Origin of the sequence: Herbiconiux daphne, from assembly GCF_024979295.1 — a bacterium.
Lineage (GTDB): Bacteria > Actinomycetota > Actinomycetes > Actinomycetales > Microbacteriaceae > Herbiconiux > Herbiconiux daphnes.
Genome location: NZ_JANLCJ010000005.1, coordinates 293,850 through 308,735, shown reverse-complemented (window position 1 = coordinate 308,735; position 14,886 = coordinate 293,850). Strand labels below are relative to the sequence as shown.

Annotated in this window: 11 protein-coding genes; 6 read left to right on the top strand and 5 right to left on the bottom strand. The window is 61.0% G+C overall.

The window, feature by feature from the left end; all coding sequences use genetic code 11:
* Positions 1-38 precede the first annotated feature (38 nt).
* Together N1032_RS15130 and N1032_RS15125 are read right to left on the bottom strand one after the other, a co-directional pair.
* Positions 39-1,412 carry an MFS transporter gene (locus N1032_RS15130; RefSeq protein ID WP_259539982.1) on the bottom strand — a complete coding sequence of 458 codons (1,374 nt, stop codon included), beginning with the start codon at positions 1,410-1,412 and terminating at the stop codon, positions 39-41.
* Positions 1,413-1,472: 60 nt separating this feature from the next.
* Entirely contained in the window at positions 1,473-1,865 is a 393-nt protein-coding gene (locus tag N1032_RS15125; RefSeq protein WP_259539981.1) for a DUF2255 family protein, read from the bottom strand.
* Positions 1,866-1,968: 103 nt separating this feature from the next.
* Between N1032_RS15125 and N1032_RS15120 the strand changes: the two genes are divergently transcribed.
* The 3 genes from N1032_RS15120 (at position 1,969) to N1032_RS28425 (ending at position 4,450) form a co-directional block, all read left to right on the top strand.
* Positions 1,969-2,856, top strand: a complete 888-nt coding sequence (locus tag N1032_RS15120; protein ID WP_259539980.1) for a helix-turn-helix domain-containing protein — start codon at positions 1,969-1,971, stop codon at positions 2,854-2,856.
* Between the two features lie 223 nt (positions 2,857-3,079).
* Entirely contained in the window at positions 3,080-3,769 is a 690-nt protein-coding gene (locus tag N1032_RS15115; protein ID WP_259539979.1) for an NADPH-dependent F420 reductase, read from the top strand.
* 309 nt (positions 3,770-4,078) lie between these two features.
* Complete coding sequence (locus tag N1032_RS28425) at positions 4,079-4,450, top strand: nuclear transport factor 2 family protein (RefSeq protein WP_407933041.1); 372 nt, start codon at positions 4,079-4,081, stop codon at positions 4,448-4,450.
* A 42-nt stretch (positions 4,451-4,492) separates the two neighbouring features.
* On the opposite strand, the gene N1032_RS15110 is transcribed toward N1032_RS28425, so the two are convergent.
* On the bottom strand, positions 4,493-5,113 hold the full coding sequence (locus N1032_RS15110) for a TetR/AcrR family transcriptional regulator (RefSeq protein ID WP_259539978.1): 621 nt from the start codon (positions 5,111-5,113) through the stop codon (positions 4,493-4,495).
* Positions 5,114-5,192: 79 nt separating this feature from the next.
* Here N1032_RS15110 and N1032_RS15105 point away from each other — a divergent pair, with 79 nt between their 5' ends.
* The 3 genes from N1032_RS15105 (at position 5,193) to N1032_RS15095 (ending at position 7,863) form a co-directional block, all read left to right on the top strand.
* Positions 5,193-5,753 (top strand): ester cyclase, encoded by a 561-nt coding sequence (locus N1032_RS15105; protein WP_259539977.1) that lies wholly within the window; start codon positions 5,193-5,195, stop codon positions 5,751-5,753.
* Positions 5,754-6,058: 305 nt separating this feature from the next.
* On the top strand, positions 6,059-7,027 hold the full coding sequence (locus N1032_RS15100) for a zinc-binding alcohol dehydrogenase family protein (RefSeq protein WP_259539976.1): 969 nt from the start codon (positions 6,059-6,061) through the stop codon (positions 7,025-7,027).
* 116 nt (positions 7,028-7,143) lie between these two features.
* Positions 7,144-7,863 carry an alpha/beta fold hydrolase gene (locus tag N1032_RS15095; RefSeq protein WP_259539975.1) on the top strand — a complete coding sequence of 240 codons (720 nt, stop codon included), beginning with the start codon at positions 7,144-7,146 and terminating at the stop codon, positions 7,861-7,863.
* Between the two features lie 505 nt (positions 7,864-8,368).
* Here N1032_RS15095 and N1032_RS15090 read toward each other — a convergent pair.
* Positions 8,369-9,253: a helix-turn-helix transcriptional regulator gene (locus N1032_RS15090; protein ID WP_259539974.1), complete on the bottom strand. Its 885-nt coding sequence runs from the start codon at positions 9,251-9,253 to the stop codon at positions 8,369-8,371.
* Positions 9,254-9,511: 258 nt separating this feature from the next.
* Positions 9,512-14,773, bottom strand: coding sequence for a discoidin domain-containing protein (locus N1032_RS15085; protein ID WP_259539973.1), 5,262 nt, complete (start codon positions 14,771-14,773; stop codon positions 9,512-9,514).
* Positions 14,774-14,886: the final 113 nt, after the last annotated feature.

Below are 14,886 nucleotides of genomic sequence, written 5' to 3'. Positions count from 1 at the left end.
GTTCCTCTCTTTCGGGAGTGTCGTCGTAACAAGTCGTGTCAGCGATCCCGTCTGACGCCCGCTTCATGCTCACGTGCGGACTTGGCTGCGGTGATCGCGTCTTCGATTTGCTGCGCAGCTGAAGCTCGGCGTTCGCGCCGCACGCGCGACCCGTGCAACAGGGCGATTGCTAGAGTTCCGACCCCTACGATCGCGAGGATCAAGAGCTGCGTGGTGCCAAATGCGTCGGCGTAGATGCCGGCATTGCCAGGTTCGCCGGACGCCACACGGTCGGCGAGTTCGGAGTCGCCGACCTGCGCGGCCACCAGGAAGGCGAGCACCGCGGCATATCCGCCGACAGCAACCGTCTCGCCACCCAGTCGCATGAAGTTCAGCACTCCCGAGGCTGTACCGCTGAGGTGCGCAGGAACCGCCCCCATCGCCTCGCCGTCAACGAAGCCGAGCGGCAGGCCCATCGAGATACCGAGCAGCACGAGGGGAACGACTAGCCAGCCGAGAGCGAGCGACGGACTGACGAACAGGAGGAACGCGTTGCCCACGAGCATGCTGCCAAGCGCGATGTAGGCGATCGTCATCGCGGAGATGCGGCGGTGACGGGCGATGAGGCGCACACCGAGAGCGGGCAGGAAGAGCACTGGAGCGGTCATGATAAGCATGACAAGTCCTGCGGCTCCGGCATCGAGTCCCCAGATCGCGCTGAGTGCCACGGGGAAGTAGGTCAGCATCGTCACGAAACCAAACGCCTGCACGACAGGAACGAGGGTCATCGCCAAGAAGTGCGGGTTGCGCAGCACTCGGAAGTCCAACAGGCGGCTTCCCTCGACTCGCTCGTGGCGGATCCGCGGGATTGCCGCGCTGAGTGCCAGCGAAGCCGCAACGGCAACTCCGAAGGCGACAAACACGCCCCGCCATCCGAGCGCGGATGTAAGCAGACCAGCAACGACCGGCCCGAACGCGATGCCAATTCCGAGCACTGTTCCGAGCAACCCAAAGGCCTTCGCGCGCACACCTGGAGCGAATGCGTTGCCGATGATTGCGGCGGCTGAGGTGAACAAGGCTGCTGCTGCAATACCAGCCGCGACACGGGCGAAGTCGAGCACAATGAGGTTTGGTGCGAATGCGCTGAGCAACGAGGCGGCAATTGAGATGATCGCACCAATGATGAATGTGGTCTTGTAGCCGATTCGGTCACCCACCACTCCCCATACCAAGGTGAATAGCGTGAATGCCGCGTTAAATCCGTTTACCACCCATTGCAAGGGTCCAGGGTCGGCGCCCAACTCTGCGGCTATCGAGGGCAGGGTTACCGCGGTGCCGGCGATCTGAGATGGCACAGCGAAGACCGAGATCAGCAGCGCGATAAGCAGAATCGGGGCTGCTTTCAGACTCGGGAATTCAGTGTGTGTGGTCATGGTGAGTTCTCTTTCTTCGGGTTTCTTAGACGGTTCTAAAGACGGAACAGACTGGTTCTGTCAGTGGTCGCGAGCGGGGATGAGGCGCAGGGTCACACCGTGAACCCCTTCGCCTACGACGTCGCCGACGATGCGGGGGCCGTAGCGGTCATACTTCGTGTGGTACGCGGCATCGATCTTGTATCCGTCTGCGGGGTCGTCCAGCTCGAACGTCACTTCGCGTTCGACCGCGCCGAATCGGATGACACCTCTGCCCGTTTGTAGTGCGCGCACGAACCACGGGTTCGTGGCGCCGTACGCAGAACGCACGTAGACACTGCCGTGCTCGGAAACTGCCCACATGATGACGAAATTACGAAGCGAACCATCGACGCGACGCGATGCGACCGCGACCTCATCGGTCTGATCGATGCCCGCCAGTTCTACGTCGCTCCACGAGGATGTTGTTGTCATAGCAAGCAGTAAAGTCAAGGTTCAGCCGCGACTGAGAGTCAGCAGTTTTCGGGGGAATATCTTTCCCTCCCACCTCTGGCGTCCTTCGGCGTAGCCTTTTTTTGTGAGCCACAAAGACGAAGTGCGCGACTTTCTTGCGTCCCGACGCAGCCGGATAACCCCCGCCCAAGCAGGCATCACGGTCTCCGGTCGGACACGACGGGTGCCTGGACTGCGACGTGAAGAGGTCGCCACACTTGCCGGAGTAAGCGTCGACTATTACGTTCGTTTTGAGAGAGGCGACCTTTCAGGGGCGTCGGACGCAGTACTTGAGTCGCTGTCCCGGGCGCTTCAACTCGAAGATGCAGAGCGCGAGTATCTTTTCGAATTAGCTCGAAAGGCTGCACCGCAACCGCGTTCACGCCGATCACGGCCGCCGCAGGTACGTGCCGCAGTGCAGAGTGTGCTTGACGGCCTCGAAGGCACGCCAGCCTGGGTAAGAAATGATCGTTACGACATGCTGGCGACAAATTCGATGGCCAGAGCTCTCCACGCCCCAATGCTCTCGGGTTCGCACCACCCGGCAAACGTCGCCCGATTCGTCTACCTCGACCCCCGTGCGCCGGACTTTTTTGTTGATTGGGAGTACCTTGCCGACGACATAGCTGCCGTATTACGGCAGGAGGCCGCGCGCCACCCTTACGACAAGAGTCTGACCGAACTTATCGGGGAGTTGTCCACGCGCAGTGAAGTCTTCAGGCAACGTTGGGCGGCACATATCATCCGCTTCCATAGGTCTGGCGTCAAGAAGTTGCGCCATCCAATCGTCGGAGAGCTCGAACTCAATTACGAGACTATGGAGCTTCCGGGCGACCCTGGAATCGCAATGATCGTGTACACAGCAGTTGCCGGAAGTCCATCTGCGGATGCCCTCAAACTCTTAGCAAGCTGGGCGGCGACACAGGTTTCTGAAGTTCCGTTTCGAGCTTCCCAACCGAACGACGCGCACTGACGTAGCCGACAAGGCGCGTTGCGCCCTCCCGAGGACGCTATTTCAGGTCGGCCGCCGAATTGTTCTCAGAGTTCCTCTCTGAGTCTTGGAACCCTTCGGCATGCTGCCTACATCGTGGTGCGCGGTTTTAGCGACTTCGTAAGTACCTCATCGAGACCTTCACGCTCGCCCGTATCGCAATCCGCCAAATAGAGAACCATCAAGATAGTAAGGACTCGCCACAATGACCACCATCGGATTCATCGGCAGCGGCCAAATGGCTACCGCCTTAGCGGCACTCGCAATCAAGGCAGGCAACGACGTCGTGTTATCTGGTAGGCCCAACCATGCCAAAGCGCTACACCACAAGGTGGCAGAGCTTGGCCCCCTCGCAAGAGCAGGATCGGCCGAGGACGTAAAGGGACTGAGCGACGTGCTTTTCCTCGCAATCCCTTTCTGGGCCTATCGCAACGTCGATCCACAAATCGCTTCTCACAGGCTACTAATCGATGTCACCAACTACTACCCAGGAATGTACGATCCTCCTGCACTACTGAACAGTGGTGAACTCACGAGCAGCGAACTGATTCAGCAGCACTTTTCCTCTGCGCGCGTTGTCAAGGGGTTCAATACGATCGCTGCTCACCACGTCCTGGCACTGGCCCGTGATACGGACGCCGATGACCGCTCTGCCATCCCGATTGCTGCGAACGATGGCGCCGCTATGAATGAAGCAGCTACCGTGCTCGACGAGTTTGGGTTCGATGCCTTCCGTGTCGGGACACTAGCGGACAGCTGGAAATTCGGACCAGCAACCCCAGCATGGGTCTCCGTCTATCAAGCGGATCCAGGCTTGCCGTGGACGATAGATCCCGGACGCCCGGCCTCGTTAGACCGAATTCGTGTCGCTATCGACTCCGCCACAACTGACTAGTGATGAACTCCCCCGTCAGCAAAGGTGACTTGATCCTGCTTAATCCTTCGTACGTTGGTCTTGCCCAACCGACCTGGGCTTTCGTTGAACTAGTCGAGTACCACGCCGACCCTGGCGATCTCCCATGGAATACGGGGCCTACCCACCCTTGGCGAGTGGGGTTTCGGAGTACCACCGTCTCGGCCGGCGTGATCACTGAGCGCTTCGGGACGATCTGGCTGGACGACAATGGGCGTGACGTAGAGGACCTGGTGATGCGCATCCAGCAATAGTCGCAAGCGACGCCAGCAAATCTCGCGAAGAACCGCTTTGAATGGAGATGCATTGTCCGACAGATTTTCCTCGTATGACCCAAGCTTGTTGCCGGCGCCGGTCCTGAGCTACCTCGACGCCCACGACGCGAGGCGATACTCGGACGCAGCTGCTCAATTCGCGGAAGACGCTTCTGTCGTCGACGATGGACAAAGCTACACAGGTAGGGTCGCGATACGACGATGGTTGGAGGCGTCATCTACTGAGTTCACTTACACCAGCTCCCGGCTCAGCCAAGAGGTGATCGACGCAACACACTCAGTTGTCCGGATAAGAGTGGAAGGAAACTTCCCGGGTGGCGTGGTCACCCTTGAATATCAATTTGAGGTTGACGGACGGCAAATCCGGCAGCTCGCTATTGAACCTTGATTTGCGGAAGCAACGCGTGCGAACTCTAAGTTGCTCCCGACCCTAGGCCTGGAGCAGAAGCTGGGCGCGGCGGATTAGCCACGACTCGGCCTCGTCCCACCCGAGACCGAGATCCCGCGTTACCGTTCCCCACGCCTCGAAGCCGAAGCAGAACCATAAGGTCTCTCCCGCCTCTTTGGCCGACATGCCGGACGGCAGTCCGCCCATGGCGTCAAGATGCATCGCTGCCTGGTGGAGCAGATCAAGGTACAACTGCGTTGCGACCCCGCGTAACTGATCTGCCTCTGGCTCTCCCACCGTCGATCGGGCAAGGTCGAAGATCGCACGATTTGATTGGTTGCCAGCTCGAGTGCCACTAGCTAGGAGCTGAAGAACCTCAGCTGTTTTTGTCGACCTTCTGACCTGTTCCAAGACTTCGGGCCCACCTGAGTACGCGGCGGCACGAGAGATCACGGCGGCGAGTATCTCCGGCTTACTCCCGACGCTTGTGTAGACGGTGCGCACTGCTACCCCAGCGTGTGTGGCGATCTCGGCGATTGTTACGTGCGCATACCCTTTGGCGGCGAGGAGCTCAAGCGCCGAGTCGAGGATAGAGCGCCGCGTATCTAGGGAATCCCGAAGCCTCCGCGGCGAGTTGTAGCTGCGAGTTTTCTCTGTGACCATGAACCGATCTTAGTTTGATTGCAGTTAATGTGCAATGATTACATTTAATCTGCACTAGATACATATGGAAGAAAGAAGAATGATGACCTCCACCGACACGACTGAAATCGCCCGCGATCTCTTCCGCGTGCTCGAAACTCAGGACGTCGAGCTCGCTAAGCGCATCGTCGCCACGGACAACCACAACGAGACCGCATCCGCGTCCCCGACCGCTTGTCAAATTCCAGGCCCCGCCGGAGCTTTGGCGTCGAGCGCTTGGTTAACGTACGCGTTCTCCGACCTCAATTTCGCTATCGAGGAGACAGCGATTGGAGCAGAATCCGTGTGGCTCCGAATGCGTATGCGCGGTACCCACACCGGCGCGTTCGTCCGGTTTGATAACGGTCAGCCTGCTCAGGTAATCCCGCCAACCTACCGTTCAATCGACGTGGAGCAGATCCATATCGTGACGATCCGACACGGTCAGGTGGTGCGCCACGAGGCCTTGCGGGATGATCTCGCCATGCTGGAGCAACTCCGCGTATTCCCTCCCGGCCCGTCTGCTTTGGCCATGGCGGGCTGGAAAATTAGCGGACGTTCAGCGCGCGCAGCACGTGATGTCTCCGCCGTGGCGGCGGCGGCGGCCGAGACCGCGAATTGAAGATATTCCTCGCGCCATAATCGCTATCAGCCGAGACGTCGGCGCACATAAAGCGGTGACGCGGGGATAACCCCCTGGCCCGTGAAGCGTGGTCACTTCACGGGCCAGGGTCTCCCCCAGAGTGGATAGATGTTCGACTGCGTCATCCGCTGCGCGAAGGGGGGATCGCCTTTCCCCCGAAAATCTCTGACTCTCAGAGTCGAATAAACTCCGCGTTGACTACTGGCTATGAGAATAAACCTTTCGCCGATCAGCCCCGTAATGGTCGTCGAGTTGCTTCGGGAAGTCGGAAGCCGGTGACGAATATGCGCGCGATCGCCGCGGCTGGACCTGGCGGCAGGCTCATCGACGTCGAGGTACCGAGACCCGCGCTCCGAGAGCACGACGCGCTCGTGGCCGTGGAAGCCGTTTCGATCAACCCCGCTGACGTAAAACTCGCAGAACGCACGACCTCCCGATCTCGCATCCTTGGTTTCGACGCTGTCGGTACCGTGATCGAGCTCGGACCATCAGCGACAGGCTTCGCGGTCGGTGACGAGGTCTACTACGCAGGGGACATCACCCGGCAGGGCGCAAACGCTGACTACCACGCGGTCGATACGCGACTCATCGCGCACCGGCCAATGTCGCTTACGGTAGCTGAAGCCGCCGCCCTACCGCTGACCACCATCACGGCCTGGGAATCGCTCTTCACCCACCTCTCGGTCAACCGGGAGACAACAGGCGACCTGGTCGTCGTAGGTGCGGCCGGCGGAGTTGGTTCGATGGTCATTCAGCTTGCGAAACTGAGTACCGCACTTCGCGTAGTCGGAACAGCCTCCCGCCCAGAGTCTGAAGCCTGGGCCGCCAAGATGGGTGCAGACGAACTCGTTGACCCCCGAGACCTCGTGAAAGGCGTCAAGAGCATCGCCCCGCTCGGCGTCGACGCAGTGTTTTCCTCCTACTCCAGCGGCAACATTCGGCACTTCGCCGAAATCTTGAAGCCGTTCGGGCACATCGTGGCCATCGACGACGGCCACCTCGATCTGTCCCCGCTGAAAGCCAAGAGCATCACATGGCACTGGGAGTACATGTTCACGCACTCGACCCAGAAGACACCCCAGATGTCGTCACAGGGTGAGTTGCTGAGAGGAGTCGCGAGCCTCGTCGATGCCGGCATGCTCCGTTCGACACTCACTACCGAAATCCAGGATTTCACAGCGGCGGGCATCCAGCGCGCACACGATCTCGTGGCGACGAGCACGACCGTCGGGAAAGTTGTCGTTCGGCGCTGACCCGTCGGAAGTGTACCCATACGCCGCAGCGCACGTGTCCAACACACCACGTGTCCAACACACCAAATAGTCCCACTTTCAATGTCATTTCATCAATCTCATCCAGGAGTTGCACCATGTGGACCCTTCCCACAATCGTCTTGTCCCACGGCGCCTTCGCCGACTCATCGAGCTGGAACGGCGTCATCAAGCGCCTGCGGGAGTCAGATTTTCCAGTGATTGCCGCGCCGAATGCTCTCCGCGGCCCGATCGCCGACGGGGATGCATTGCGCAGCCTCCTCGACACGATTGAGGGGCGAATCGTTCTCGTCGGCCACTCGTATGGCGGGACGGTTATCAGCCGCGCTGCCGCCGGGCTGGATAGGGTCGCAGCACTCGTCTACGTCGCGGGCTTCGCACCAGAAAATGGGGAGAGTGTCGGCGACATCGCCGGAAAATTCACTGGTAGCACTCTCGGCGAAACTCTGATTGCCCGCCAGCTGAGCGATGGAAGCGTCGATCTCTACATCGACCCGGGCAAATTCCACGATCAGGTTGCGGCCGACCTTCCGGTGGCTGACGCAGAGCTCGCCGCCCTTACTCAGCGCCCCATCTCGAACATCGCGATCGAGCAGCCATTCGCTGCAGAGCCGCCTGCCTGGAAAACCACGCCCTCCTGGTTCGTGTTCGGTGACGCCGATAAGAACATCCCGCTTCAGACGCACCGTTGGATGGCAGACCGTGCTGTCGCTACCCGCGTTCTCGAGATTCCACGCGCATCACACGCGATCCCTATCTCGCACCCCGACGAAGTTGCATATCTGATCGCTGATGCGGCTGCATCTGTGACACGTTAGGCGGGGCTCGGCGGGACGACCCGAGCCAGGGGACGGCGTTGACCGCGCAGGCAATCTGTCTGGCGACTCAGTCGCTGTAGCCATGCATCATTCCAGGCAGCGAAGCTGAAACGACAACGATTTGCGAGTTGCCCGGCACGTGTCTGGCTCGCGCACGGATAGAGCGCTTCGATTCTTCGCGAGCGACGACGGCGATTACCGGTGAAGTCGAGGTCGACCGCAGAAGGACCTACAATTTCGTCGTTGTTGAATCGACCGTCGCCACGTCCGCGCCGCCAGTCGTCTGAGTTCGGCCTGAACCCAGAGATAGGACTGTCGGGAGGCCATCACTCTACGTCCGCCGGTTCCTCGACCTGAAGTCTTATGCTTAGAATCGCCGCGCTTCTATTTGGCTCGACACTGAGCCATCGCATCACGGCCTCGGCGCGATGGGCTCTCGCACTGCCAGTCCTCACCGACAACAGGCGCCGAGCGACCCGACCCGTCGACTACGTCAACACCGCGATCACGGGAGCAATCGGGCGCCTGAGTCGACCACAGTCGGGGCGTCAGACAGACTCCAGGCGCCAAGTTGCTTTAGTGCATCTGCCGATGGCGAGCCGGGATCCGCGTGGTAGATCACGAGAGTCTGGTCCGGATCTCCCGTGGCTTGGAACGTCTGATAGTTGAGCGTCAAGCGGCCAACCGCATGATGCACCAGTCGCTTCTTGCCAGACGAGTGCCGAAGCACTCGGTGCTCGGTCCAGGCCTGGCGGAACAGATCACTGCCCTTCGATAACTCACTGAGCAACGCGTTGAGTTCCGGATCGGTGGGGTGCGACCCAGCGTATAGACGAAGCATTGCCACCACGTCGCGCGCAGCGCTCGCCCAATCAGCGAAGAGAACCTTCGCGGCTGGGTCAAGAAACATGAAGCGGGCGAGGTTGCGGTCCCGAGGATCAAGTTGCATGAAATTCTTGTACAGTGCCCCAAATAGACTGTTGTGGGCCAACACGTCCATACGGCGTCCCTGGACCATTGCCGGCACCTGCTCCATGGACGCCACCACGGCAACTAGGCCACGATCTGCTCGTTGCCTCGAAGAGGACACGACTCCTGGCTGGGACATTGCGGTCTCAGCAGCGACGAGGTCCAGCAGATGCATTCTTTCGACCTCATCGAACTGAAGTGCACGAGCGACCGACTCCCAAACTGCGCGGGACACTCCGCGGGTCCGTCCGCGCTCGATCCTCAGGTAGTAATCGACGCTAACGCCGGCAAGGCGAGCCACTTCTTCGCGGCGTAGGCCAGTTACTCGACGAACCCCTAGATCGTCCCGGAGGCCTGCAGACGCGGGCGAGATGCGGGCACGGCGAGCTCGGAGGAACTCTGCTACAACTCCTATCGGCATACATTCAGGCTACTAACCAGGCGAATCCACCCCGCACTGAAAACAGGTAAGGTCTTTACCCCTCAAGGCCACAGCGATCAAGCGACACGCAGCTGCGAGTCGGTGTCGACGCCATCTTGACCCAAGCGCAGGGCTGGCGGGGCCGCGGTCTCGACAGAGACGTCGTCTTCCGACGGGTTTGGAACGCAGCAGCGGGCGCCGCTTGTGGCGGCGCCCGCTGCTCCATGCCACGTCAGCCTCGTGGGCTATCTTCCGCGACTACCGGACGGTTAGAGAAATTAGGGAGTATCCGTACCCGGTGCCCCGCTCCAGTCCTCGGACGCGAAGGAATTTCGCCGCGTCTGCGGTGTCGAGGCTCACGCGATCGTCCCCACCATCGCCGTCTACAACTTTCGCAAGCTCGGTCCAGGGGCCATCGGCGGTCAGTGCGCCTTCGAGGACATACGACTTCCCAAAAGCGTCCTCCCACTTCAACTCGGCCGTACTCGGTTTGACCGCCGCAGCGAGCTCGACCTGAAGCCACTCGTTATCGGTCCACTCACTGGCCCATCGCGTGCCGATATTGCCGTCCGTTGCGCCGGTAGGGGCGAACTCACCTTGCGTCGAACTCGCCACGGTGGGCCGGTTCAGAGCGAGGTCCGGTTGCGGTGCGCCCTCACGGGAGTACACCTGAAACTCCCATAGCGAGTAACCCCAACTCGTCGCGCGAGTCACCGCTGCGAGGCGTACATAGCGAGCGTGCTCTTCGGGGACCGCGTACTCGGCCCGTCCTGCGTGTCCAGACTCTTCAGTCACGATCTCGCGCCACGGATCGCTCTCAGAGGCGCGCACCTCGAGTGTGTACTGGCTGGCGTATGCGGCCTCCCAGTTCAGCGCGATCTTCGTGATCGGCACAATCTCGCCGAGGTCGATCTCAAAGGATTGCGCATCGCTTGCCTCGCTAGCCCAGCGCGTGGTGTCGATACCGTCGACCGCGAAGGTGCCGTCGAAGTTGGACGACTCGCTCGATGACGCGGTTACATTCTTACCGACGGCGATGTTGCGCTCAGGCTGAATAGTGGAGGCGCGGCGGTCGACGATCACCTCTGCTTCGCCGGATATGCCCTTATAGCTCGCCGTGATGGCAGCCGTGCCGTTCTCGGATCCGGAATCGAAGACTCCCGTCGCTGGATCAACAGCGCCGACCCCTCCGGTCGCCGCCCACACGGCGTCGATCGTGCCGCCATGTCCAAGTGCGTCGAACGCATAGGCCCCGAGAGTCGTCGAGCGCCCTGATGCGACGGTGGTCAAACGTGGTGCGATGAGGACCACCTGCGGCTCGATGTCGGATGCCGACCGGGTGCCGTACACCTCGAACTCGTATAGAGAGTAGCCGTAGCCCGTCAGCCGCGAGATGCCTTGGAGTCGAACATAGCGCGCGGTGGTAGCCACGTCGACCACGTCGTCATCCGCGTTAGCTTTCTCGACCATGGTGCTCACCCACGGCCCGGCTGGACTGTCGGCGAACTGCAGCTCGTACCGTGCTGCCGCCGCGCCTTCCCAATCGACTCGGACGGAGTCAACGTCGTACCGATTTCCCAGGTCGAGCATGAGCCACTCGTTGTCGTTGCCCTGCTTGCTCTCCCAGCGTGTGCCGGCGTCGCCGTCGGTCGCGAACTGAGGCGAGTTGTAGCCCTCAATGCTCGACGCGGTGGGAACTGAGTTGATTGCCATGTTCGAGAGCGGCGCGACGGTCGCTGCGACTGCCGAGCCCTCGAGTTCACCGAGGTGGGCGACCACATGACCCGAGCCGGGGGCCGTAGCCGACACGGTACCACCGGAGATGGTTCCTCTACCGGTGTACTCCCAGGTGACCTCACCGCCCAATTCAATTGGATCACCGTATTGGTCGCGTCCGTCAGCCGTGAACGCTGTGCTCGCATCCACCACAATCTGTGCGAAGCCTGGCGAGACGGAGATCGACGTCAGTACCGGCGTAGCGCCAATTCTGAGGGTGGCCGACCCGATGATCTTGCCGGAGCGCGCCCGGATGGTGGCGTTCTCGCGCTCATCACCGGCGGTGAAGGAGCCGTCCGCCCCGATCGTTCCGCCATCGGTCTCCCAGATAACGTCATCGAGCTCGATGACCGCGCCGTACTGGTCGAAGGCAGTCGCGGAATATTGAACCGTTGAACCGGGCTCGACAGTGCGGGCCGTGGTGTCTCCCGTAACCTCGATCTTGGCGAGCGCTGCGTCCAGGTGGTGAGTGACCTGGCTGCGGCCTGGCACGTCGATGGTGCCGATCACCGTACCACGGTCGTACACCTGATAACGCTGCTGCGTGTCGCTCGGGTTGTAGATCACATAGCTGTAGGTGTCGCTCTTGGCGTCGTAGTACACCTGGCTGGTCGGACTGCTCGTCCAACGCTCCGGCGCGGGCGTTCCGACGGTGCGGTTCGCCATGGCCTTGTAGTAGACCAGACCGGCCATAGACGTCGAGGTCGCAACAGCGTCGCCGCGGCGAAGCAGTTCGGCGTGGATATCGGCGTAGACCTCGGGATCGTACTGCGCGACCATCCCGAGCAGCACGTTACCGAGAGCGTCGCCGATCCGTGAGAAGACGTCCGCGGCGTGTGCGGTGTCCTTGCCGATGGTGTAGTTCTTCATGTCGATGGAATGCAGCAGGGTCGCCGCGTCCGTGTCGGCCTCGTACTTCATCGATAGGGCGTTGCCCACCGGGTAGTCGACACTCCACTCGCGCGGTGGCTTGTTGACCTCCTCCTTAGCGACCGCGACAGGTACCAACGCAGCAGGGAGTGTCTCCTCGGTCCAATACTGGGCCGGGAAGACAAGCGTTCCATCGGCCGCGCGTGACACGAAGAAGGCGTTGTTTGCGCTGTCGTAGAACGGGTTGTCTGCTACTCGACGCTCAGTCACCCAGCCCGGGTTGTTGAGTTCGGCGGCGCGAACCGCGCCCTTGATTTCCTCGAGCGCTGCCGGGCGGTCCTTCGTGATGACGACGTCACCATAGGTGCCGATGCCGTACCACTTCTTGACTGCCATCTGCAGCCGAGAGCCATTTTCACCGATGGTGGTGTTCTGTCCGATCTCATGCGGTCGCAAGTCGAACATGTCCTGCATCAGAGAGCGGGAGAAATTCTTGTCCCAGGCGAGGTAGTCGAGCTGCTGGCCGAGCGGAAGCCACTGGATGCCGTAGATCCAGCCCGGGTCTCCTGAGAAGTAGGTGCCGAAGCCCTGACCGTTGTCGTACAGGATGCCCGTCGTGGTGTGGTCGTACTGCTCCGGGAACACTCCTTCGCCGTTCGGCTCACTGGCGGACTCGCTGCCGTGATAGTCGAGGTAGTACTCCAGCACTGCCTGGCGCTCAGTCGCGAAACCCATCGCGCCGGTCGCCTGCATGTCCGTATTGCCGAGTGCGGTGCCAAGCAGGAAGAGACCGTACCAGGACTGGATTGCCTCGGAGCTCGACTCCTGATTATTGCCCCCGGGCGATGAGGTGCCCCCGGCATAGGAGTGACCCTCCCATGTGTCGAAGGTGCGCAGGTATGGGAAGTCCTTGTCCGAACGGTCCCAGTTCGCATACTGCTTCGCCACGAGTGTGGCCATATCGCCGTATCCAGCAGCCCACTCCGGGTCTTCGAATGCCAGCAATGCTGACGCGAGAGCGAAGTAGCCGTAGTGGAAGTGGTTGTCTGTGAACTCCGCCGACTGGTAAGACTCCCCGAAGCCGATGAGCGCCTTCCAGGTGGGGTATCGGGCGAAGAAGTGGCCCGTCTCGCCGTCGGTGTAGGTGTACCAGTCCTCCAGCGCGGTACGGAGTGAAGACTTGATCTTCTCGTAAGCTCCCATCTCTCCGATCTGCTTCGCGGCAAGCATGTACTGGGCCCACTCCTGAAGCGTCTTGGCTCCCCAATAGGTATCCGCGCCATACTCCGTGCGCTTTGCGTAGTCGCGGACGTAGTCCCGCATGACGTTGAGCTGGTAGTCGTTTTCACCACCAAGCTCAAGTGGTGTCGGGGCTATTGGGGCGATGCCTTCGAAGTCGTACGACATCGTCCAGGCGTCATGTCCGATGCTCATCTTCATGAGACCGCGCGGCACGTCGTAGGTCGATCCGGTGAACTGTATGTCGTTCTCGGTGCCTCTGTAGTGGTGAGGCAGGAAGCCCTGGACGGTGTCGAGATTGGAACCCTCTAGGGCGCGGGTCTCGACGCTCCAGCTCTGCACGACCTTGGCCTTTTCCGGGTCGTAGGTGTATTCCATCTTCGTGTTCTGTGGAAGTGCGAACGCGTGCGCGTGCATGTCGTCGAGCGATGCACCTTCAGCCGGGATGGCGCTGAAAACTAGGTAGTCGGCGCCGCTGACTGTCAGGATGCGCCCGGCTCGTTCGAAGGCTGCGGTGTCGGGGGCGTGCACGCCAAAACGGCGACCGTCCTGCTCCACGACGAAGCGATCGACCGTAATGGGGAAGGTCAGTTCCTGACCGTCGCCATCGGTGATCTTCGCCTTGTCGCTTAGGGTGATGCGTGGTGCGACTCCCGAGAACTCGAAGTATGTGTACGGGATGCCACGCGCCGCGGTGACGTCTACGTGCGGGCCACCGTCCTCGGCAGCCATCCGCCAAGTCAGGTTCCATTCTCCCCAGGCGGCGGCCTTGGCGTTCTCGGGACGGAAGGCCGTGCCGAAGCGCTCCTCAAGCCCTGCCGTGTCGTCGGTGCGCATGATCTGATCGACGAGTATGTGGGCCCAGCCAGCCTCCAAATTGTCGACAACCTCAAGGTGTGCGGTACGCCCCTTTAGATCGCCCATGTCCCAGGTCACCCAGCGCAGGTTCTCGCTGTTCTCGCCGCTTGATGTGCGCACCGTTTCGCCGTCAATGACGAGCCGAACTTCCTCGTTATCGACGTGGGCCCCGCCGGCTACCTTGAAGACGATCCAGTCGCGGTCGACGGTAAACTCCGGCGAGGTGAGCAGGCCAGTAGCGCCGTCGCCCTTCGTAGCGGTGAAGGAGTTGAGGAGGCCCTTTCCGAGCATGCCGTTCACTTCGATCTGACCGGGGGCGGTGCCCGATGCGGGTGCATCGAAAGCGTCACCTGTCTCGGTCCAACCTTCTGGGAGATTTCCACCCTCGAAATCGGCCATGACGAGGTCCGACGGCGCGGGCGTTGGTTCCGTCATGCCACCGACCACAATCGGTGACTCGAGAACACGCTGGGTGCCCTCTTCGTTCCACCGCGTGGGATAACGAAGGGTCGTGCCCTCCTCGGAATTGCTTACGACGAGCGGGTTCGCCCACAGGTCACCGGAGTATTTGCTGACCAGGAGGTCAGTCTCCCAGCCATTTGTGGGAACGGGCTCGCCAGACAGCGTCTTCTCGATGTAGAGCGGGCGGTTGACGATGTCTTGGTACTTCTGGCCGAGATAGTCGGGCGGGGTCGGAGCGAACGAGCCCTCACCTACCGGCTCTCCGCTCGGGGGCCCCGGAACCGCGGACGCGGTAGGACCATCGACCAGGATCAAGCCGCCTATCAGAGCGACGGTAATTGAGAATGCGGCGCTTGAAGCCGCTAGCCGGGGGGATTTCACTGAGGTTCCTTCGTAATATTGGGAGATACCGAGGCCGGCCGTGCGGT

Coding starts and splice junctions, on each gene's coding strand:
- N1032_RS15115 (WP_259539979.1), top strand. CDS start 3,080: ATGACCACCATCGGATTCATCGGCAGCGGCCAAATGGCTACCGCCTTA.
- N1032_RS15110 (WP_259539978.1), bottom strand. CDS start 5,113: ATGGTCACAGAGAAAACTCGCAGCTACAACTCGCCGCGGAGGCTTCGG.
- N1032_RS15095 (WP_259539975.1), top strand. CDS start 7,144: ATGTGGACCCTTCCCACAATCGTCTTGTCCCACGGCGCCTTCGCCGAC.
- N1032_RS15090 (WP_259539974.1), bottom strand. CDS start 9,253: ATGCCGATAGGAGTTGTAGCAGAGTTCCTCCGAGCTCGCCGTGCCCGC.
- N1032_RS15130 (WP_259539982.1), bottom strand. CDS start 1,412: ATGACCACACACACTGAATTCCCGAGTCTGAAAGCAGCCCCGATTCTG.
- N1032_RS15100 (WP_259539976.1), top strand. CDS start 6,059: ATGCGCGCGATCGCCGCGGCTGGACCTGGCGGCAGGCTCATCGACGTC.
- N1032_RS15125 (WP_259539981.1), bottom strand. CDS start 1,865: ATGACAACAACATCCTCGTGGAGCGACGTAGAACTGGCGGGCATCGAT.
- N1032_RS15105 (WP_259539977.1), top strand. CDS start 5,193: ATGATGACCTCCACCGACACGACTGAAATCGCCCGCGATCTCTTCCGC.